Origin of the sequence: uncultured Tenacibaculum sp. (assembly GCF_947502995.1) — a bacterium.
Taxonomy (GTDB): Bacteria; Bacteroidota; Bacteroidia; order Flavobacteriales; family Flavobacteriaceae; genus Polaribacter.
The window spans coordinates 38,683-60,230 of the sequence record NZ_CANNBW010000011.1 but is presented as its reverse complement, the minus strand read 5'-3'; the positions used below and the strand labels follow the sequence as shown (position 1 = coordinate 60,230).

Annotated in this window: 22 protein-coding genes; 13 read left to right on the top strand and 9 right to left on the bottom strand. The window is 29.4% G+C overall.

Going from position 1 to position 21,548, the window contains the following annotated elements:
- Window positions 1-23 precede the first annotated feature (23 nt).
- Window positions 24-2,447: a primosomal protein N' gene (gene priA / locus Q1A46_RS10450; protein WP_299678113.1), complete on the top strand. Its 2,424-nt coding sequence runs from the start codon at window positions 24-26 to the stop codon at window positions 2,445-2,447.
- A 12-nt stretch (window positions 2,448-2,459) separates the two neighbouring features.
- On the top strand, window positions 2,460-3,146 hold the full coding sequence (locus tag Q1A46_RS10445; protein WP_299677822.1) for a hypothetical protein: 687 nt from the start codon (window positions 2,460-2,462) through the stop codon (window positions 3,144-3,146).
- Between the two features lie 23 nt (window positions 3,147-3,169).
- On the opposite strand, the gene Q1A46_RS10440 is transcribed toward Q1A46_RS10445, so the two are convergent.
- From Q1A46_RS10440 to Q1A46_RS10430, 3 genes are read right to left on the bottom strand one after another with little or no spacing between them, the layout of a single operon-like run.
- The gene (locus tag Q1A46_RS10440; RefSeq protein WP_299677819.1) at window positions 3,170-4,168 is read right to left on the bottom strand and encodes a hypothetical protein; all 999 of its coding nucleotides are present in this window, start codon (window positions 4,166-4,168) and stop codon (window positions 3,170-3,172) included.
- 7 nt (window positions 4,169-4,175) lie between these two features.
- The gene (locus tag Q1A46_RS10435) at window positions 4,176-4,676 is read right to left on the bottom strand and encodes a hypothetical protein (protein WP_299677816.1); all 501 of its coding nucleotides are present in this window, start codon (window positions 4,674-4,676) and stop codon (window positions 4,176-4,178) included.
- A gap of 15 nt (window positions 4,677-4,691) precedes the next feature.
- Complete coding sequence (locus tag Q1A46_RS10430) at window positions 4,692-5,213, bottom strand: hypothetical protein (RefSeq protein ID WP_299677813.1); 522 nt, start codon at window positions 5,211-5,213, stop codon at window positions 4,692-4,694.
- Window positions 5,214-5,273: 60 nt separating this feature from the next.
- Here Q1A46_RS10430 and mqo point away from each other — a divergent pair, with 60 nt between their 5' ends.
- The 5 genes from mqo to Q1A46_RS10405 all read left to right on the top strand — a co-directional run bounded on the left by mqo (window position 5,274) and on the right by Q1A46_RS10405 (window position 11,093).
- Window positions 5,274-6,749 (top strand): malate dehydrogenase (quinone), encoded by a 1,476-nt coding sequence (gene mqo, locus Q1A46_RS10425; RefSeq protein WP_299677810.1) that lies wholly within the window; start codon window positions 5,274-5,276, stop codon window positions 6,747-6,749.
- Between the two features lie 15 nt (window positions 6,750-6,764).
- Complete coding sequence (locus Q1A46_RS10420; RefSeq protein WP_299677807.1) at window positions 6,765-8,198, top strand: YgcG family protein; 1,434 nt, start codon at window positions 6,765-6,767, stop codon at window positions 8,196-8,198.
- Between the two features lie 390 nt (window positions 8,199-8,588).
- Window positions 8,589-9,149 carry an RNA polymerase sigma factor gene (locus Q1A46_RS10415; protein WP_299677804.1) on the top strand — a complete coding sequence of 187 codons (561 nt, stop codon included), beginning with the start codon at window positions 8,589-8,591 and terminating at the stop codon, window positions 9,147-9,149.
- Complete coding sequence (locus Q1A46_RS10410) at window positions 9,136-9,942, top strand: hypothetical protein (protein WP_299677801.1); 807 nt, start codon at window positions 9,136-9,138, stop codon at window positions 9,940-9,942. The genes Q1A46_RS10415 and Q1A46_RS10410 overlap by 14 nt, the downstream gene beginning before the upstream one ends.
- 74 nt (window positions 9,943-10,016) lie before the next feature.
- Window positions 10,017-11,093: a hypothetical protein gene (locus Q1A46_RS10405; RefSeq protein ID WP_299677798.1), complete on the top strand. Its 1,077-nt coding sequence runs from the start codon at window positions 10,017-10,019 to the stop codon at window positions 11,091-11,093.
- A 27-nt stretch (window positions 11,094-11,120) separates the two neighbouring features.
- Here Q1A46_RS10405 and Q1A46_RS10400 read toward each other — a convergent pair whose 3' ends face one another.
- The gene (locus Q1A46_RS10400) at window positions 11,121-12,005 is read right to left on the bottom strand and encodes a sterol desaturase family protein (protein ID WP_299677795.1); all 885 of its coding nucleotides are present in this window, start codon (window positions 12,003-12,005) and stop codon (window positions 11,121-11,123) included.
- 120 nt (window positions 12,006-12,125) lie between these two features.
- Between Q1A46_RS10400 and rpsF the strand changes: the two genes are divergently transcribed.
- From rpsF to rplI, 3 genes are read left to right on the top strand one after another with little or no spacing between them, the layout of a single operon-like run.
- Window positions 12,126-12,467: a 30S ribosomal protein S6 gene (gene rpsF / locus Q1A46_RS10395; RefSeq protein ID WP_299677792.1), complete on the top strand. Its 342-nt coding sequence runs from the start codon at window positions 12,126-12,128 to the stop codon at window positions 12,465-12,467.
- Window positions 12,468-12,473: 6 nt separating this feature from the next.
- Entirely contained in the window at window positions 12,474-12,770 is a 297-nt protein-coding gene (gene rpsR, locus Q1A46_RS10390) for a 30S ribosomal protein S18 (protein WP_072554894.1), read from the top strand.
- A gap of 15 nt (window positions 12,771-12,785) precedes the next feature.
- Window positions 12,786-13,235 (top strand): 50S ribosomal protein L9, encoded by a 450-nt coding sequence (rplI, locus tag Q1A46_RS10385; protein WP_299677789.1) that lies wholly within the window; start codon window positions 12,786-12,788, stop codon window positions 13,233-13,235.
- A gap of 267 nt (window positions 13,236-13,502) precedes the next feature.
- Here rplI and lysA read toward each other — a convergent pair whose 3' ends face one another.
- The 4 genes from lysA to Q1A46_RS10365 form a co-directional block, all read right to left on the bottom strand.
- Window positions 13,503-14,705 (bottom strand): diaminopimelate decarboxylase, encoded by a 1,203-nt coding sequence (gene lysA / locus Q1A46_RS10380; protein WP_299677786.1) that lies wholly within the window; start codon window positions 14,703-14,705, stop codon window positions 13,503-13,505.
- 276 nt (window positions 14,706-14,981) lie between these two features.
- Window positions 14,982-16,220 (bottom strand): peptidase T, encoded by a 1,239-nt coding sequence (gene pepT, locus Q1A46_RS10375; protein WP_299677783.1) that lies wholly within the window; start codon window positions 16,218-16,220, stop codon window positions 14,982-14,984.
- Window positions 16,221-16,246: 26 nt separating this feature from the next.
- Window positions 16,247-16,795 (bottom strand): hypothetical protein, encoded by a 549-nt coding sequence (locus Q1A46_RS10370; protein WP_299677780.1) that lies wholly within the window; start codon window positions 16,793-16,795, stop codon window positions 16,247-16,249.
- A gap of 2 nt (window positions 16,796-16,797) precedes the next feature.
- Window positions 16,798-17,865: a DUF3810 domain-containing protein gene (locus Q1A46_RS10365; protein WP_299677777.1), complete on the bottom strand. Its 1,068-nt coding sequence runs from the start codon at window positions 17,863-17,865 to the stop codon at window positions 16,798-16,800.
- 126 nt (window positions 17,866-17,991) lie between these two features.
- On the opposite strand from Q1A46_RS10365, the gene dnaB reads away from it, so the two are divergent.
- From dnaB to Q1A46_RS10350, 3 genes are all read left to right on the top strand, one after another.
- Complete coding sequence (gene dnaB / locus Q1A46_RS10360; RefSeq protein ID WP_299677774.1) at window positions 17,992-19,521, top strand: replicative DNA helicase; 1,530 nt, start codon at window positions 17,992-17,994, stop codon at window positions 19,519-19,521.
- Window positions 19,522-19,530: 9 nt separating this feature from the next.
- Entirely contained in the window at window positions 19,531-19,722 is a 192-nt protein-coding gene (locus Q1A46_RS10355; RefSeq protein ID WP_299677771.1) for a hypothetical protein, read from the top strand.
- 72 nt (window positions 19,723-19,794) lie between these two features.
- Window positions 19,795-21,054: an asparagine synthetase B gene (locus Q1A46_RS10350; RefSeq protein ID WP_299677768.1), complete on the top strand. Its 1,260-nt coding sequence runs from the start codon at window positions 19,795-19,797 to the stop codon at window positions 21,052-21,054.
- A gap of 68 nt (window positions 21,055-21,122) precedes the next feature.
- Here Q1A46_RS10350 and Q1A46_RS10345 read toward each other — a convergent pair whose 3' ends face one another.
- Window positions 21,123-21,542, bottom strand: coding sequence for a hypothetical protein (locus Q1A46_RS10345; protein WP_299677765.1), 420 nt, complete (start codon window positions 21,540-21,542; stop codon window positions 21,123-21,125).
- Between the last annotated feature and the right edge of the window lie 6 nt (window positions 21,543-21,548).

Sequence of the window (21,548 nt, the reverse complement as noted above, 5' to 3'; positions counted from 1 at the left end):
CTCTTATTTATTTTATAGACGTCATATTACCTATACCAATACAAAAAACATTTACGTATTCGGTAACTAAAGAAGAGGCAAATTTCCTTGAAAAAGGAATGCGAGTTGCTGTATCTTTTGGTAAAACTAAAATGTACGCAGCTTTAGTTTTTAATATCCATCAAAATCCTCCAGAACTTTACGAGGCTAAAGAGATTCATCAAATTTTAGATGAAAAACCTATTGTAAATGAAAGACAGTTAAAACATTGGCAATGGATTTCACAATATTACATGTGTTCTTTAGGAGATGTATACAGAGCAGCTGTTCCTTCTGCATTTCTTTTGGAAAGTGAAACTGTAATTCATAAAAATGAAACATTTACTGATATTGATGTTTTAAATGATGAAGAATACTTGATTTATGAAGCTTTACAACGTCAATCACAGTTAACAATTCATGAAATAACGGCGATTTTAGATCGAAAAAAAGTATTCCCCGTTATAAACCAGTTGATAGATAAATCTGTATTGTATGTAAAAGAGGAAATTTACGAAACATACAAACCTAAGTTAATCAAATATGTGAGGCTTAATAAAGTTTATGAACATGAAGAAGGTTTGCAAGCTTTATTATCAGAATTATCTCGTGCAAAAAAACAAAGAGATGCTGTTTTAACCTTTTTTCAATTAAAAACAGAGAAAAAACCTATTAAGGCTAAAACTTTACAAGAGAAATCAGGAGTTTCTAGTCAAATATTAAAATCTTTAGTAGATAAAGAGATTTTTGAATTTTATCATATTCAAACAGATAGAGTTCAATTTAAAGGAGATGAAAATCCGTTAAAAGACCTTAATGAATTTCAAGAGAAAGCATTACATGACATTAAAGAATCTTTTAATGACCACGATATTACATTATTACATGGAGTAACAAGTTCTGGAAAAACAGAAGTGTATACAAAATTGATTAAAGAAGTTTTAGCTGAAGGAAAACAAGTGTTATTCATGTTGCCTGAAATTGCTCTTACTACTCAAATCATTACGCGTTTACAGAATTACTTCGGAAATCAAATTTCTGTTTTTCATTCTAAATATTCAGTGAATGAAAGAGTAGAAGTATGGAATAATACACTTAACCAAAAAACAAAAGCACAAATTATTTTAGGAGCTCGATCAACTGTTTTTCTCCCTTTTTCTAATTTAGGATTAATCGTTGTTGATGAAGAACATGAAGTTTCTTACAAACAATTTGAACCATCACCAAGGTATAACGCTAGAGATTCAGCTATTGTTTTAGGTAAAATTCATAAAGCAAAAGTTCTTTTGGGTTCAGCAACACCTTCTATCGAATCTAAATTTAATGCTTTAGAAGGAAAATATGGATTGGTCAATTTAACAAGACGACACGGAAATGTTTTGATGCCTAAAATAGAATTGATTGATGTAAAGGAAAAAAGAAAGCGAAGAGAAATGGTTGGACATTTTTCTGATCGATTAATTCAATTAATTAATGAAGCTTTAGAGGAGAAAGAACAAGTAATTTTGTTTCAAAATAGAAGAGGATATTCACCAATTGTAGAATGTACAACTTGTGGGAATTCACCTCAGTGTCCGAATTGTGATGTTAGTTTAACATATCACAAGTATAACAATCAATTAAAGTGTCATTATTGTCATTATCAAAGAGCTATGCCAACCAGTTGTGGAGCTTGCGGTAGTTCTACATTAGACACGAAAGGTTTCGGAACAGAGCAAATAGAACTTGAACTAAAAGAGCTTTTTCCAAATCATAATATTGGAAGAATGGATTCTGATACAACTAGAGGAAAATTTGGTTATCAGAAAATTATCGAGGCTTTTGATGCTCAGGAGATAGATGTTTTAGTAGGAACTCAAATGTTGTCTAAAGGTTTAGATTTTAAAAACGTGACTTTAGTTGGTGTTTTAAGTGCTGATACAATGTTGAATTTCCCTGATTTCAGAGCACATGAAAGAGCTTTTCAATTAATGGTTCAGGTTGCTGGTAGAGCAGGAAGATATCAAAAACAAGGATTGGTAGCTATACAAACCTATAATCCTTATCATCAAATTTTACAGCAAGTTTCTACAAATAATTATGAGGAAATGTATAAAGAACAATTGCAAGATCGTTGGCAATATCATTATCCTCCTTACTATCGTTTAATCAAGATAACTTTAAAACATAGAGATTATGTTAGAGTAAACGATGGTATAAATTGGTTAGCAAAATCCTTACAGAACGTATTCAGAGAAAATGTTTTAGGACCAACTGCTCCTGCAGTTTCTAGAGTACGAAATCAGTACATAAAAAATTTAGTAATAAAAATTCCTCCGAAACAATCATTACTAAAAACGAAACAAGAGATTCAAAGAATTAGAACTACGTTTGAAGCAGTTAAAGAATTTCGCCCTATTCGTTTCATTTTAGATGTTGATGCTTATTAAATCATAAATGCTATGAAATTCAAATATGTAAATCTGAACAAAGAAGAAAAGGTAATTGATTTACCTGTAAGTGAAGAAGCTTTTAATAAAACGAAGAGTTTTGTTAAAGGATCTGCATTAATTGATATGTATTATGATTGGTTGATTTGGGATTTAAGAGATTATTTTTTTGATAAAATGATTTTAGATTCATTTAGAAAAGAAATCAATTCTTTTTGTAAAAGAATTCAGTTAGCTGATTTTGATTATGAAAAGAATGCAGGGCCTGAAGATGTAAAAGTAGTTCAGATGTATTATCATGTGTACATTTGGGATCAGATTTTTGTTGCTTGTGAACCTGAAGGATCGCTTCATAAAGAAAGTTTAGTACAAGATCGATTAGAGTTAGATTTAGAGTTTGAATTAAATGAATTAGAACACTTACTATTGCAGTTATTAGATGCATTAGAAGTAGATTATTCAGAATTTAAGGAAGAAGAAGATATTTCAACAAATGAATTAGGTATAGATACTTTGGTAGAAAATTTACTTAGAGAATGCTGGAGAAAAACAAAAGAAGAAACCAGCTCTAAAATTGTAGGAACTTTATTTGAAGCGACAGGTTTAGGTTCTACTGGAGATTTAGATACAGATGAAGTTATTGGAGATAGTGAAGAGTTAATTATAGAATTCTTTAAGAAAAGAAATATAAAAGCGTAGAATTTATTTCTACGCTTTTGTTTTTAATGTTTGTATTTATCTGTGACGTTAACTAGTTTAAAACTTGTTGCCTTGTTTTTTAAAATCAAGGTGTCGTTTTTTATTTTAAAGTCAAAAGTTTCATTATAAGATTCGCTAATCCTTTTTTTATTAAAATAATTTGTGATTTCTTTTGTAAATACTTTTATGCTGTCTTTAGGTAAATTCAATTTATTTAAACTGTCTTTAACTAAGAAATAACCAGTTTCTGTATAACATTTTGCATTTAATGTTACCGATTTTTGTAATGAATCTATAGCAAAGTTACCGTAGTAGATATTGTCATTAAAGTCTTTAATTTTTAAACCATAATCGTAATCAAAATAAACCCTAAAATATCGCTCATTAAAATTTTTAGGTACAGCTTTATAAATTCCAAAGATTTCTTTTTTTAGCAAAAAATTCTTTTTGATTGTAGAAATATAGTTGTATCCGTAGAAAATCATTCCGCCGATAACTAAAAATTTTATCCAATATAAGTTTTTAAGTTTCTTAGGTAGTAAATCAGGAAATAAAGGAGTTTTAGTTTTGAATTTCAAGAAATACGACTTAATTCCACTCCAATCAGAAATTAATAAGAAAACTCCCATAACACTTAATTTGATAGCCATAGAAAGTGCTCCTTGAATATCATAAAAAATATCTACTAATAAGATATTAATCATGAAACTTAAGAATAAGATTACCCCAATACGTTCTGTTTTTCTAAATAAAAGTAAAAGGGCTGCAATTATTTGGGTAGATGCTATAATTAATCCATACGTTCTTGAATAGCCATAATAATTCCATGTTAACATGAATCCATTAAAATGGTTTATAGATTCGTCTCCTAAATATGATAATCCTAGATCAAACTGACTTTTAAGGATTTTGGCAAATGCATAAGAAAACATTCGAAAAGCAATGTAATATCTACAGATAAGCCGAAGTATATATAAAATATTAGATTTCAATTGTTCTGATTTTAAAAGTTTTTTGATCATAGAGTTTTTAATAGATTTTATAAAGTTTAAGAATTTTTTTGAGTTTCGTAATCTTCTCTTTATTCATTTTTTTATCTTCTTGGTAATTTAAAAAGGGACCAATGCCTTTACCAAATAAACGGCAACCAAATACAAATGAAAGAGCTAAAACAGTAAAAGAATAATAACTACGATAAATTCCATATTCAGTTGATAACCATCCATAAGGTTTTATGTATTTTAAATAGAAAAAATAGTCAAGAATTAAAACTATCATTCCTAATAAAGGAAAAAGAAAAAGCCTAATGTATATTCGCTTGTTTTTTAAACTTAGAAAATCACGCTGTAAATAAAGTTCGTGGCTTTTTTCTTCAAGCTTTTCATCTAGTTTAATATTTGTACAACTTCTATGGAAAATAGGAGTGTGGTTCGTTAAACTACAAATCAAACCTAATTCTAAGTTAGTTTTACTAAGATCACAAATAGTACAGTGATCTGTGTTTTTTATTAATGTGTTATCTTTTTTCAAGGAGAAATACTGGATTTATTTATCTTCAATCCTTATACTCTTTAACATAATTCGAGTATCTAAAAAATTTCTTTTAGGATAATATTCAGCGATGTATTTTTTTTGATATAAGTTTAAAACTGAATTTGTGTTTTCTATTTCATTATCTACAACTTCTTTCTGTTTTTTAAACTCTATAAATGGACCAACTCCCATTCCGATAAGTACAATACCAACTACAAAAAGTATGATATTTAATACAGAATATGCATTTTTAGCATAGATGTAATTGAAGAGATAGTAATTAATAAAATGAACAGCTATTCCTACAAGAGGCCAGAAAACAATTCCTCCATATGCATCAAATTTAGATTCATATAGTTTTTTTCTTTTTAGGTCTATATGTTTTATTCTATGATGAGCTACAGTATCGAATTCTATTGTGTTGCAAGTTTTGTTAAACGTAGGAGGCTTATTATTTAATCGACAAATAAAACCGTGTTTAATATCTGGTTCATGGTTATTACATAATCTACAGTGATCAGTATTTTTTATCATGGCAATCTTTTATAAAGAGTTTATTCTAAATATATTTACTTCAAAACTAAAATAAAATCCATGAATTTCGAAAAAGAGTACGATTTAATTTGTGTAGGAGGTGGTATAATGAGTGCTAATTTAGCTTTGTTAGCTAAATTGTTAGATCCTAATTTAAAAATTTTAATCCTTGAACGTTTAGATCAAGTAGCTTTAGAGAGTTCAGCAGCTTGGAATAATGCAGGAACTGGACATGCAGCTTTGTGTGAACTAAATTATTGCCCAGAAAAAGAAGACGGATCTATAGCTATGGAAAAAGCAATTCGTATTTGTACTCAATTTGAAATTTCTAAACAGTTTTGGGCATATTTAACCCAAAATGGATATATAGACAACCCTAATGATTTTGTAATGCCAGTAAAACACCATAGCTGGGTTACAGGTAAAGCGAATAGTGATTATCTCGAAAAAAGGTTTAAAGCTTACAAAGAACACTTTATGTTCGATAATATTAGTTTCACTAGAGATATTTCAGAAATGGAAAAGTGGTTCCCATTAATTATGAAAGATAGAGTAGAGGAAGAGATTATGGCGGCTTCTCGAATGGATAGAGGAACAGAAGTGAACTACGGAGCATTAACCAAAGCGCTTTTTAAAGTTTTAGAAGAAAAATTTGATACGCCAGTATATTGTAATCAAGAAGTTTTAGATGTTGACCCAGATACAGATTTAGATTGGACTGTAGCAACTAAAAACACAAAAACAGATGAGATACATAATATAGAAGCAAAACATGTTTTTATTGGAGCTGGCGGAGGAAGTTTATTATTACTACAAAAAGTAGAGATAGAAGAGAAAGAAGGTTATGGTGGTTTTCCTGTTAGTGGAGAATGGTTAGTTTGTAATAATGAAGAAATTATCAATCAGCATAACGCAAAAGTATACAGTAAAGCAGGAATTGGAGATCCACCTATGTCTACACCACATTTAGATACAAGATACATCGATGGAAAAAAGTCATTATTATTTGGTCCATTTGCTGGCTTTAGTCCAAAGTTTTTGAAAGAAGGATCGAATTTAGATTTATTTAAATCGATTCAGTTTGATAATATTTCACCAATGTTAGGAGCTTTTTGGCACAATTTACCATTAACAAAGTATTTAGTTCATCAAGTATTAATGAATAAAGAAGACCGAATGGATTCGCTTCGTAAGTTTATGAAGAATGCGAAAAGTGAAGATTGGGATGTTGTAAAAGCAGGTCAACGTGTTCAAATTATTAAGAAAGATGAATTCGAAGGAGGTCAGTTACGATTCGGAACTGAAGTAATTAGTAGTAAAGATGGAAGCATTACTTGTTTGTTGGGTGCATCTCCAGGAGCATCAACAGCAACAGCCATCATGTTTGAAGTATTAGAAAAAGCTTTTCCAGAATTGTTACAAAATCAAGAAAATAAAGACCTATTAAATAAAGTGGTTCCTTTTTATAATCAAGAAGTAGAAGAAATTTTATTCAAAAAAGAACTAAAAAGAGTAAATGCCATTTTAAATCTATAAACCGAACTATTTGTTATGAAAGCTAACTTTAAACTATTGTGGTGTTTTTGCTTTATTTTATTTCATGGAGTAATGAATGCTAATAATTTATTTCATTTTTATGAACAAGATAGCATTGTAGAGCAACGAATACCACCATCAACATTTATAAGTCCCAAATATGAAAACATAAGTATTTATAAAGTTGATAATGTTCCAGATCCTAAAAAGGGTAGTTCAAATGGATTTGTATCAGATCCTAACAATTATATTAATCCATCTGAAGAATATAAGATCAACTCGATTCTTTGGGAGTTGGAAGAAAATTCTACAGCTCAAGTTGCAGTTGTAATTTTAAAAAGTATCGGAAATGAAGTTCCTAAAGATTTTGCAGTAAAGCTATTTGAAAAGTGGGGTATTGGTCAAGCTGATAAAGACAATGGTTTGTTAATCTTAACTGTTATAGATCAGCGAAGAACAGAATTTGAAGTAGGTTATGGTTTAGAACCAATTTTAACGGATTTAATTTGTCATAGAATTGGAACAGATGAAATAGTGCCTAACTTTAAAAAAGGTGAATTTGGGTTAGGTTTAATTTCGGCTTCAAATAAAGTAAAACAAATAATTGAAGATCCTAAAAATATTGAAGAAGTATATTCTCAAGATATTAGTTACCCAGAAAAGAGAAATTCATCTTTAAGTTCTGTGTATGATCAATATCTAGATTCTAAAGAATCGTCTCCTTATAAAACTTTTTTAACATTCTTACCATTACTAATATTAGTACTAGTTTATGCAAGTTTAAATGGAGTGCTTTTTCAACGAATGAAGGAGAAAATAGCAATTATAGATAATAGCAAAGAAGATTATTATGATAAGTATAATGAATTAAAAGACACAACTAAAGGAGCTTTAGGTTGTTTGTCATTGTTTTTAGGAGTGTTTTTTCCAATATATGCGTATTTCAGATACATTACCAGAAAAAAGAAATTAAAAGAGTATCGTTATGCTCCAAGGTTTAGCAGAGTTAATGGACAGAAAATGGAATTGCTAAATGCTTGGGCAGAAAATAAGTTTTTAAAGGAAGGTGAAATTTTAGAAGAAAAATTAGATTCAGCAGAGTATGATGTATGGGCCACAGAAGACGAATCTGATGTGATGGTTCTAGAGTATGAAGGTTCAAGTAGAAAGTATTCCGATTGTAAAGAATGTGGTTATAAAACCTACGGACGTTCGAGTACAAGAATAATAACAAGTGCCACATACGAAAGGTCAGGGGAAAAAGAAGAAATTTATTTATGTAGAAATTGTCATTATACAAACTCAGTGATAATAACAATACCTAAAAAAGTGAGATCTCAATCATCTAGTAGCTATTCTTCAGGAGGAAGTAGTTGGAGTAGTAGTTCTTCATCTTCAAGTTGGGGAGGTGGAAGTTCTGGAGGAGGAGGAGCTGGTGTTAGTTGGTAAATTTCATTTTTCTTAATAAGCGTTAAAATTGTTTAACACTTCAAATTTTCTTGAAAAAAAACTCAAGCAACTGTAATTCAGTTGATTGAGTTTTTTTGTTGTTTTTTTTGTTTCTTTTATGAATAGAAATGTTAAACAAAAACACTGGACAAACAGCTGTTATTCAGTGAGTTAAAAAGGGGTTTTTCCTCTTTGTAGAACTTTAATTAATATGTAAATTTATGATGTAAGTAAATCTAAAATCAAAATACTTTCTTTCCCCCGATTTACATCTTGTGTATGTAGCTTTAAACCTTCTAAACCAAAATTTAGAAGGTTTTATGTTTTATTCAGGCAACCTTTTTCAAAACTATGTAGTCTATATCTTTGTAAGAGGATAAAAACAGTGAATTGAAAATAATTTCTTTACATACAAAATCACAACAGCAACGTAAAAAAGCGATTAAAGGAGATCGTGAAGCTCAAGAGCAAATATTTAATGAACACGCTCCTGTTATGCTTAGTGTATGTAGGCAATATGTAAAAGATATTCATCATGCAGAAGATTTAATGTTACAAGGTTTTTTAAAGGTTTTTAAAAATTTAGAGAAATTTAAAAACGAAGGAAGCTTTGAAGGTTGGATTAGAAAAATAATGGTGAATACTTGTATTAGTTACTTAAGAAAGAAAAATCACTTAGAATTTACAGATGAAGAATATCAATTTAATGATTTGATTACACATAATGTTGAAAACACCTCAGTAGAAGATATTCAAAAATTAATTGACGCCTTACCTAATGGTTATAAAATGGTTTTCAATTTGTATGCTATAGAAGGTTATAAACATCACGAAATAGCTAAGAAGCTATCTATTTCAGAAAGTACTTCTAAATCACAATTATTTAAAGCTCGTAAATGGTTACAAGCTAATTATATTAAAATGAATAGGATTAAAGATGCAGACAGATAATTTTGACAAACAAATAGCTGAAAAGCTTAAAAATAGAAGATTATCACCTTCTGGTTCAGCTTGGGAAAGACTAAGCAATCAGTTAGATGAAGTCGATCAGTCTAAGCGTAAGAACAAAATGGTTGTTTTAGGTTATGTAGCAAGTATTTTATTGTTAGTTTCAATAGGAATTTTTTATTTGAAAGGAGAAACTAACAACTCAATTGAGTTTCCAAAAGAAGAAATTGTTACTAAAACAAATATTAAGGTTAAAGACAACGAAATATTAGAAACAACTATAAAAGAAGATATTCAACCAGTAGTTTTAGCCAAAACAGATGAGGTTGAAAAAAATAAAGCAACTACAAAAACAATAGATAAGAATCAAGATATTAAGTTAACTCAGAAAGAATTTAATAAAAAGATAGATTTTGTAAAAGCTGAAATTAAAGATGATAAGCTATTAGCAGTAAAGCAAGAGTTAACAAAAGATACAGTAGTAGTACAAAAAATAAAATCAGTAATTCCAACAACAAAAAGAATTTACGTAAATGCAGATGATTTATTGTATGCGGTAACGCATACTCCCGAACAGGTGAAAGAATATTATGCTAAATACAATATAAATCGAAATGATATTATAGATACTGTAAGATATAAATTAAGTAAATCGAATTTAAAAATAGATCCTGAAGTAATCTTAGCAGAAGTTGAAAATGCTATAGATGAATCTTATTATCAAGAGAATTTTATGGATAAATTTAAATCAAAGCTATCAGAAGTTATTGTCGCAATAGCGGAAAGAAATAACTAGAAAAAATATTAAAAATAATTATCGATAATTAGTCTTACCAAACTTTAAATCACGTTTAATTTAAAATTTAAAAAATGAAAAGAATACTACTAATATTAGTACTTCTATGTACTACTTATGCCCAATCTCAAGAGAAAATTTTTGAAAAAGAGGTAAAGAAAATTTCAATTGAAATAGAGAAAATTACGAAACAAGAAAAAGACAGCTTAAAGAAAAAAGTAAAAGCTATTAATAAAAGATTAAGTAAAGGAGAAATTACAGAAGAAAAAGCAAAACAATTAAAAAAAGAAGTAGCAGAGTTACACGCTTCAAATATAGAAAACAGAGTTAGTAAAGAAGAATTAAAGCTTCAACAATTAGTTCAAGATAAAACTACAGGAAAGATTGTAAGTGATGATGCAGATTTTAATGACTATATTTTTAATTTTCAAATTTTTGATAATGGAATAGCTTTTAGTGATTCTTCAGTTGGAGAACGTAGAAGAAAAAGAAGTAGAAAAAGAAATAAGAGAACTACAAGTCAAATAGTTGTTGCTGCGGGATCAAATAATGTGATAGAAAACCATAATTTGGGTTCTATAAACGATTCTGAATACAAATTTTGGCAATCTCATTTTTATGAAGTAGGTTTTTCTTTAAAAACAAGACTTTCAAAAGAAGCTTCTAAAACTTATTTTAAATACGGACTTTCTTTTTTATGGAATAATTTAAGATTAGATAATAATCAGATTCATGAAGTAAATGGAGATCAAACTAATCTAGTTACGTTTTCTGAACAACTTAAAGAAAGTAGATTACGTCATGTACAAATGATTTTTCCAATGCATTTAGAATTTGATTTTTCAAAAAATAAAAAATACGATGATGGTTTTGTAAAGGATAGAACAAACAAAGGAATTCGTTTAGGTGTAGGAGGTTTCTTTGGATTTAAATTGGGTACAAGACAATACTTAGAATATGAAAATAGTAATGGTATTGAGATTGAAGAGATTCAAAAAGATCCTTTTAACATGAATACTTTAAATTATGGATTAAGTGCTTATTTGTCATACAAATGGTACGGACTGTATTTAAAATATGATTTAAATCCATTATTCAAAAATACCAATACTCGAAACATATCTTTAGGAGTTCGTTTCGATATCAACTAAACTTTAGTAAAAGTAGCGGAATTTCCGCTACTTTTTCTTTTCCCATTCGGCTCTTAAATCGTCTGATAAAATTCCTGTACCATCGTGTTTCCATCCAGGAGGTTTAAAAAAATATAAAAATCTTTTTCTTACAGATGTTTTACTTTTAAATACATCAGAAAGCATATGATACCATTCAACAAAAGCAATTTTAATAGGATTGTAAGTATCAATATTTTTAACTAATCCATAAACAGGTTTTTCTACTTCAGGTTCAAAAGTTCCAAATATCTTATCCCAAATAATAAAAATACCAGCATGATTCCTGTCTAAGTATTGAGGATTTGTTGCGTGATGAACTCTATGATGACTCGGAGTATTAAAAATGGCTTCAAACCAATTAGGCATTTTCTGTATTAATTCAGTATGAATCCAGTATTGATACAATAAATTAATACTCATTTGAACCATAACCATGGCTGGGTGAAAACCAATAAATATTAAAGGAAGCCAAAAAACAAAAGTATAAAAACTACCTGTCCAAGTTTGACGCAAAGCTGTACTTAAATTATATTTCTGTGAAGAGTGGTGTACTACATGGCTCGCCCAAAATAATCTACTTTCATGTGCTATTCTATGATTCCAATAGTATACAAAATCTTCAGCAAACAATAGAATAATCCAAGTCCACCATACAAAAGGAATTGTAAAAATTCTATATTCGTATAAGAATAAAAAAATAGCTAACATAACCCCTTTAGTAAATAAACCAATGAAAACATTACCCAATCCCATTAAAATAGAGGTATAGGCGTCTTTAAACTCATAATCATCGAGTTTAACTTTTACTGTTAAAATAGCTTCAACAATTACAGTAATTACAAAAAAGGGGATAGCATAATGAACCAATTCTGGCATTTCAGGTACAGTCATAAGTTAGGGTTTGTTTTGGTGAATATACTAAAAAGAAAAATATTTGTTTTTAATCTGTATTTATTAGAGATATAAATGTTATATTTGCACGCTTTAAAAAATTAATTTAAACATTTAATTATGAATCATTACGAAACTGTTTTCATTTTGAATCCCGTTTTATCTGAGACTCAGATAAAGGAAACAGTAAAAAAGTTCGAGGACTATTTGGTTTCTAAAGGTGCAGAAATGATCCACAAAGAAAATTGGGGATTAAAGAAATTAGCGTACCCAATTCAAAAGAAGAAGAGTGGTTTTTATCACTTATTCGAGTACAAAGTAGCAGGTGAAACTATTGCACCGTTTGAATTAGAGTTCAGACGTGACGATAGTATCATGCGTTATTTAACTGTAAAGTTAGACAAGCATGCTGCAGCTTGGGCTGAGAAGAGAAGAGAACGTGTTAAATCTGCAAAAAAGTAATCAGTTATGTCATCAATTGAACAACAAGCAAAAGGAAACAAGCAAGGAGAAGTACGTTACTTAACTCCACTTGACATTGAAACAAAAAAGGAAGCTAAATACTGTCGTTTCAAAAAGAACGGTATCAAGTACATCGATTACAAAGATGCTGATTTCTTAATGTACTTAGTAAACGAGCAAGGTAAAATCTTACCAAGACGTTTAACAGGAACTTCATTAAAATATCAACGTAAAGTTGCACAAGCTATCAAAAGAGCTCGTCACTTAGCTTTAATGCCATACGTTGGTGATATGTTAAAATAAAAAAGGAGTAGAACAATGGAATTGATATTAAGACAAGACGTAGAAAATTTAGGTTTTAAAGATGATGTTGTAACTGTTAAGAATGGTTATGGACGTAATTACCTAATACCTCAAGGATATGCAGTTTTAGCTACTTCTTCAGCTAAAAAAGTATTAGCAGAAAACTTAAAGCAACGTGCTTTTAAAGAAGCTAAGTTAGTAGAAGATGCTAATAAATTAGCTGAGACTGTTAAAGGTTACGAATTAAAGATCGCTTCTAAAGTAGGAAGTGGAGATAAATTATTTGGATCTGTAAATAACATTGATGTTGCTGCTGCTTTAGCTAAGCAAGGTACAGAGATCGATAAGAAATTTATCAAAGTTACTGGTGGTAATGTTAAAAGATTAGGTAAATACAACGCAGCTGTTCGTTTACACAGATCAGTTATCGTTGATATCGTATTTGAAGTTGTTGCTGAGAAATAAGATCAGTTAAATACTTTAAAAGAAATATAAAAACACACTCATTTGAGTGTGTTTTTTATTTGTATTAAACCTAAAATATTTGGTAAATGCAGAAAACCGCAATTTAAATTGCGGTTTTCCTATTTCAAAAACAGGATTTTTCCTGTTAAAAAATCCTTGAATAAGTTGCAAATTGCTAGTGCATATACTTTTATATAATTTATTTAGGGGATTATTTAATTATATAAGAAACTAAAACTCCGACGAAAGTCGGAGTTTTTTTATAAGTTAAATTACCATTTCTTGGTTTCTCATAATATCTTCGAAGGTTTCCCTTTTTCGTATTAAATAATCTTTACCTTCATGAATCATAACTTCTGCAGGTCTGTATCGAGAATTATAATTGGATGCCATAGAGAAACAATATGCTCCAGCATTATGGAAACATAAAATATCATCCTCTCTAATTTCATTAATTCTTCGGTTTGTACCAAAAGTATCTGTTTCGCATATATATCCTACAATACTATAAAAACGTTCTCTTCCTTTAGGATTAGATAAGTTTTCTATAAAGTGGTACGAGTTATAAAACATAGGACGAATAAGGTGATTTAAACCACTATCAATTCCCGCAAATACAGTAGAGGTAGTTTGTTTAATAACATTTACCGTAGCTAAGAAATATCCTGCTTGACTCACTAAAAATTTACCAGGTTCAAACATTAAAGTTAAATCTCTTCCATATTCTTTACAGAAATCATTAAACCTTTTAGATAAATGTTTTCCTAAATCTTCAATATTTGTAGCAATATCACCTTCTTTGTAAGGAACTTTAAAACCACTACCAAAGTCAATAAATTCAATGTTTTTAAATTCTTTTGCGGTGTTGAAAAGAATTTCAGTAGCCATTAAAAAAGTATCTACATCTAAAATATCAGAACCTGTATGCATATGAATACCATTTATATTCATACCTGTGTTTTCTACTACTCTTTTTATATGTGGAACCTGATGTATTGAAATTCCAAATTTCGAATCGATATGTCCAACAGAAATTTTAGAATTTCCACCTGCCATTACATGAGGATTTATTCTGATACAAACCGGAATGTTTGGATGCTTTTGACCGAATAATTCTAAAATAGATAAATTATCAATATTTATTTGTACACCAAGCTTTGCTACATCTTCAATTTCTTTTAAAGAAACACCATTTGGAGTGTAAATAATGTCTTTTGGCTCAAATCCAGCTAATAAACCTAGCTTAACTTCTTGAATAGATACAGTATCTAAGCCACTTCCTAATTTATTAAATACCTTTAATATATTAACATTAGATAATGCCTTAGTAGCGTAATTAATTTTTACATTCTTTACCTTAGAGAAAGCTTTTGTAATTCTTTTATATTGGCTTGTAATCTTTTCTGTATCATACACATATAAAGGACTTCCATGCTTCTTTGCTAAATCTAATAGTAAGTTGTTCTCCATTTTTAAAATTAATTTTTTTCAAATGTATTGATATAAAAATTTAAAAAAAATTGAATAAGAGAATATAACACAATAGCCTATTATGTGAAAAAATTACATTTTTTTATTACAAATTGCAATTTTTCTTTGGTTTTTGGTAAAAAATAGTATTATCTTTGTCTCGAAATCAAAATTGATGGGAGTGTTTTCATATATTTGATTTTAATAGGAGGTTAATTAAAAACTCTGGTATTTCTTCACCAGAGTTTTTTCTTTTTATAATATGTAGTAAATTTTCTATTTAAACTTCACTGAAACTTTTTCAGCTATACCAACAATAACTTCTGAAGCTTTAATCATAGATTCAACAGGAACATATTCGTACCTACCATGAAAATTATGTCCTCCAGCAAAGATATTAGGGCAAGGAAGTCCCATATAAGATAATTGAGAACCATCAGTTCCTCCTCTAATAGGTTTAATTAATGGCGTAATGCTTAAATCTTTCATTACTTCTTCAGCAATGTCTACGATATACATTACAGGTTCAACCTTTTCACGCATGTTAAAATACTGATCTTTAATCTCTACTTTAATTGCTTCTTTACCAAGTTCATTATTAATTTTTTCAGCAGCAGACTTCATAGTTTCTTTCCTTTGCTGAAAAAGTTCCATGTCATGATCTCTAATGATGTATTTTAAAACAGTTTGTTCAACTTTACCTTCCATTGTGTGTAAATGGAAAAAACCTTCATAACCTGTAGTTTGTTCTGGAACTTCATTTGCAGGTAAAGTATTAATGAATTGGCTGGCAATAGTCATAGAATTCACCATTTTTCCTTTAGCATAACCAGGATGAACAATTTTTCCTTCTATTGTAACAACTGCACCTGCAGCATTGAAGTTTTCATATTCTAATTCACCGATTTGGCTTCCATCCATTGTGTATGCCCATTTTGCTCCAAACTTTTCTACATCAAATTTGTGAGCTCCTTTTCCAACTTCTTCATCTGGAGTAAAACAAATTCTGATTTTCCCGTGTTTAATTTCTGGATGCTGAATTAAATACTCCATCGCAGTTACAATTTCTGTAACTCCAGCTTTATCATCTGCTCCTAATAAAGTTGTACCATCTGTTGTAATTAAGGTTTGACCTTTATACTGTAATAAATCTTCAAAATATGAAGGAGATAAAACAATATTCTCTTTTTGGTTTAAAACAATATCTTCGCCATTGTAATTCTCATGAATTTGAGGTTTTACATTTGCTCCAGTGTAATCAGGACTTGTGTCTATATGTGCAACAAAACCAATTGTTGGTACTTCATAATCAATATTACTTGGTAATGTAGCCATTAAATAACAATTTTCATCCAATTCTACATCTTCCATTCCAATACTGATTAATTCCTTTTCTAATAATCTAGCTAAATCCCATTGTTTTTCAGTACTTGGAAAAGCAGGATTTGTAGGATCAGATTCAGTATCAATTGTTACGTATTTAATAAATCTATTAATTATGTTTTGTTTGTTCATTTATGTTTTGTTTGTTTTTTGAATGTTTATTTTACATGTACATTATTAATTAAAGTAATTGCAGAGCAAAGTCTCTCATTAATTAATGAGTCACCATAAATTTCTGTTTTAGCATGTATAAAACCAGTTTCAGTTTTCCCATAAAGATTTAAAATATGGTAATTAAACTTTCCTCTTTTTCCTTTAGCTAAATTATAATATGCGTCGTTTCTTTTGAATTGTATTTGTTTCGATTGTACTTCTTCAAGTTGTAACTCTTTATTATCGCTTTTCACTTTATTAATAAAATCATTATCAATATTGTCTGGGTTTGTGATAAAAGAAATATCGATTAAAGTAGCTTTAGATAAACTTAATGTCGTATCTGCCGCATAAATAGAAGAAACAGCTTCTTCATAATACAAATTAATCTTCCAGTGTTTTGGGAACTTTACAGTGAATTTTTTCTTAAAATCTTCAACTGTTTCTAAATTACCTGGAGAAGGAGACTCACAGGCAAATTCTTTACTTAATTCGTTAGAATCACATGATATAAATATAAATGCAGTAAAGAAAAATAGTAAATACTTTGTCATAATTATTTTTGTTCAAAATAAGCAATAAGCAAATCTACAACATAGCTGTAAGATTCTATTCCTTTTGTTTGATTATTCGCTTTTAAATAAGAATTATATCCTTTTTTTAAGTAAGGTTCAATAGGGTTTTCATACTTTTTCCAAAATAAATAATTGTCGTTTAGTTCTTTTTTTATGCCCTTATTTACTGTTTTCCAAAGTTCTTTATATAATTCTTTGTCACGTTTTCTTATTTCTCGCATACAATATCGAAATGCCATTCGATAACCAGAGTAATTAAAATAAACATCATCACTATAAGTACAAGCTAAAAATCCTAAGAAATTAGCGTCATTTTCTGCCGACCAACCAATCTGATGTGCAACTTCATGACAAGTAGTTGCGGGATAACCTGATTTTGGAAGCATACTATTTACTTGAGCTTCACCTGTTATTGGATTTAAATATCCTGCAGTTCCGTTGTAAGATTGAAATAAACTAACTAATGAGTTTTTTATAGCAGTATTTTTATATGCAAGTTGCGGATAATCAACTGCTACTTTTTTGTAAGCATCAGGTACTTTAGCATAAATTTCACTTGACGAATAAGGAACATTAATTTTTAATGTATCGTTTTTTGTTATGTTGAAATGAATGCTATTGAAAATCTCAATAGTTTTTTTTGTAGTTCTAATTAATTGTTCTGTAGTATATTTAGATTGTTGTAAACCTAAGTTGTTAGCTAAAGGTTTTCTAAAATAATTTAATCCCCAAAACATATAAAAACAAAAATAAACTACAGATAAAACAGCAATAAGTTGTACTAGTTTAGGAAATATGTTTTTTAATTTATTTTTAATTAAAATATAAAGCTGACGAACAAAGAGAATAATTAGAGTAAGTCCTAAAACATCTCCGAAAGAAAAAGGTAACCAACCTAAAAGAATTCTAAAAAATCTAGAGATATATGGATATATTCCTGTAGAATAATATCGTTCAATGAACTCTGGTTTTTGGCTTAAAAGTTGTACTAGGAAGAATTGTAATGGTAATAATATAGCAACTATTACATGTTTCTTTTGTAATTTCATTACGTAAAAATATAAAACTAAAATGTTATCAACATGTTAGTAACAGTTTTGTTTACATTTTTTGTGAAAAAAGAAAAATGTATAAAACAAGGAACAATATGAACCTAAAAAATTACTTTTGTCACCATGGAGAAAACACAAAGTTTAAGGGGAGGTAGAGTTGACCGTTCTAGAGTTGTAAATTTAGAGAAAGGAAAACTTCCACCACAAGCATTAGATCTTGAGGAGGCGGTTTTAGGAGCTATGATGACAGATAAGAAGGGGATTGATGAAGTAATCGATATTTTGCATCCTGAAGCTTTTTATGATAAAAGACATCAAGAAATATATGCAGCTGTTTATGCTTTATTTCAGAATTCTGAGCCAATAGATTTATTAACCGTATCTAATCAATTAAGGAAAGAAGGAAAACTAGAAATAGCTGGTGGAGATTTTTACATTATTGGTTTAACACAAAAGGTAGCTTCTTCTGCTCATATTGAGTTTCACTCGAGAATTATACTTGAAAAGTTTATTCAGAGAAAATTAATTTCTATTTCTTCGGAAATTATTGAAAGTGCTTATGACGAAACTACAGATGTTTTTGATTTATTAGATGATGCCGAAGGAAAACTTTTTGAAGTAACGCAAGGAAATCTTAAAAAAGGAGCAGAGAATGCTCAATCGCTTGTACAACAGGCAATCAATAAAATCCAAGAGATTTCAAATAAAGAAGGAATGAGTGGTTTAGCAACTGGTTTCACTAAGCTAGATGCACTTACTTCTGGATGGCAACCAACGGATTTAATTATTATTGCTGCTCGTCCAGGTATGGGAAAAACAGCATTCGTAATTTCGATGGCAAAAAATATGGCTATTGATTTTAATCACGGGGTTGCATTATTCTCTTTAGAGATGTCATCTGTACAGTTAATTACCCGTATGATTTCTTCAGAAACAGGTTTAACTTCTGAGAAATTGCGTAAAGGAAATTTAGAACCACATGAATGGGAGCAATTAAACGTAAAAGTTAAGAAACTATCTGATGCGCCTATTTATATTGATGATACTCCAGCATTATCTATTTTCGACTTACGTGCAAAAGCTCGTCGTTTAGTATCTCAACACGATGTAAAAATTTTAATTATTGATTATTTACAGTTAATGACAGCTGGTGGAGCAGGAGGTAACCGTGAACAAGAGATATCGATGATTTCACGTAACTTAAAAGCTTTAGCAAAGGAATTAGATGTACCAGTAATTGCATTATCTCAGTTATCACGTTCGGTAGAAACACGTGGAGGAAGTAAACGTCCGCTTTTATCCGATCTTCGTGAATCTGGAGCAATTGAGCAGGATGCCGATATTGTATCATTTATTTTCCGTCCTGAATATTATGGAATGACAGAATGGGATGACGATGATCATTCACCTTGTGAAGGTCAAGGAGAATTTATTGTTGCAAAACACCGTAATGGTGGTTTAGATAATATTCGATTGAAGTTTACAGGACATTTAGCTAAATTCTCAGATTTAGAAGAAGGATTTAGTAGTGAATTTCAATCTAGTATGAATACATTTGAGTCTGGTTCTTTACCATCTCCATCTGCTGCAGATGCTTTTGGAGCTCCAGAACCACCTTCAACTCCGGATTTTAATGACGATGTACCTTTCTAAACTTAAAAAGTGGGAACAGTTTTTATCATAATAGTAATATCTATATATCTATTCATATTTATTTGGGGATACAGTTATGAATATAAAAAAGATCCTAAAGGTTTTTTTAAAACTATCATAGGAATGCCAATAGCCATCTTTGCTTCGTATATGGGATTTCCTGAATTAGATAAGAAAATTAAAGATTGGACAGAAAAATAACAATAAACAAATCACAAAAAATATTAAAATACACAATTGCTTTATGGTAATTGTGTATTTTAGTTTTTACATATGAAGAAATACATAATATTACTAGTAATTATATTATTATCAAATACAGTATCGGCATCATTTATTTACTTGCCGATGAGTCATGATAATCAAAAAAACCATTTAAAAGCTTACGGTATTGTTTATTACGGACTTCAAAATGGATTAAAGGCGAAGTGGTTATTAAATTACGATGGAGGAGCTTTTTTAATTGAGCATAATGATGCTGTTGTTAACGAATGTAAAATAAGAGGAGTTTCTTACGAAGTAATTTCAGATGCTAAATCTCAATTAATATTAGAAGAGATATCATCACCAAGTAAAAATCAAGAAGCTGTAACTTTAGAGAAAGCTCCTAAAATAGCAGTGTATTCACCAAAAGATAAAATGCCTTGGGATGACGCTGTAACTATGGTATTAACTTATGCAGAAATACCTTTTGATGTTGTTTACGATGAAGAAGTACTATCTGATAAATTGTTATTATATGAGTGGTTGCACTTACATCATGAAGATTTTACAGGACAGTATGGACGTTTTTACGGAGCTTTTAGAACTGCTCCTTGGTATATTCAACAAAAGAAAGATGCTGAAGCCTTAGCTACAAAATTAGGATATAGTAAAGTTTCTGAAGCAAAACGAGATGTATCTAAAAAGATTAGAGATTTTGTTATTGGGGGAGGATTTATGTTTGCTATGTGTTCTGCTACCGATAGTTTTGATATTGCTTTAGCAGCAGATGGTGTAGATATTTGTGAAGCTATGTTTGATGGAGATCCTTCTGAACCAAATTATCAATCGAAAATTGATTATAACAAAACCTTTGCATTTAAAAATTTCGAATTAATTCGTAACCCAACTACTTATGAGTTTTCTTCAATAGATATGACAAGAAAGAGAAGAATTAATAAAGAAGTAGATTATTTTGTTTTGAAAGATTTTTCTGCAAAATGGGATCAAGTTCCAACAATGTTATGTCAAAATCATACTCAACTTGTAAAAGGTTTTATGGGGCAAACAACTTCTTTTGAGAGAAGAGCTGTTAAGTCTAATGTAATGGTTTTAGGAGAGAATAAAACCAATAGAGAAGCAAGATACATTCATGGAACAAAAGGGAAAGGTTTATTTACTTTTTATGGAGGACATGATCCTGAAGATTATCAACATAGAGTAGGGGATCCAAAGACAGAGTTAGATTTACATCCAACTTCACCTGGATATCGTTTAATTTTAAATAATGTTCTGTTTCCAGCTGCTAAAAAGAAGAAGCAAAAGACTTAAAATATATATTGAATAATAAAAAAGCAAAACCCAATTGGTTTTGCTTTTTTTAATTTAAATAGTTTGTTTTACTTAAACTTTTCTGAATTTTTAATATAAAGGTCAGATTTAATATAATCAAGTATAAGTTTTATAAGATACGCATTAGCAAATCCAGGACCTATATCATTTGCTTCTAATAAACTAGTAGCATCTTTAATTTTTGTTAAACTACTTGAAAAACTAAATTCGGTTAAATCACTCTTAACGATACATTTTTCTAAAGCTTCAATTATATTTTTTTCGATATCTGAACGAATGTCAATTAATACGTCATTAAAATATAGTCGTCCAGGAATTCGTTTAGAATTAAAATTTTCTTCAAGTACAAATTGATAAATACATATAGTAAACTCATTACTATTTTTATCATTACCAATAACATATTTAGTCCCTCCATCTGATAGAGTAACAGAATTAGTTATTATAAAAGGTTGATTTATTATCATTTAAAT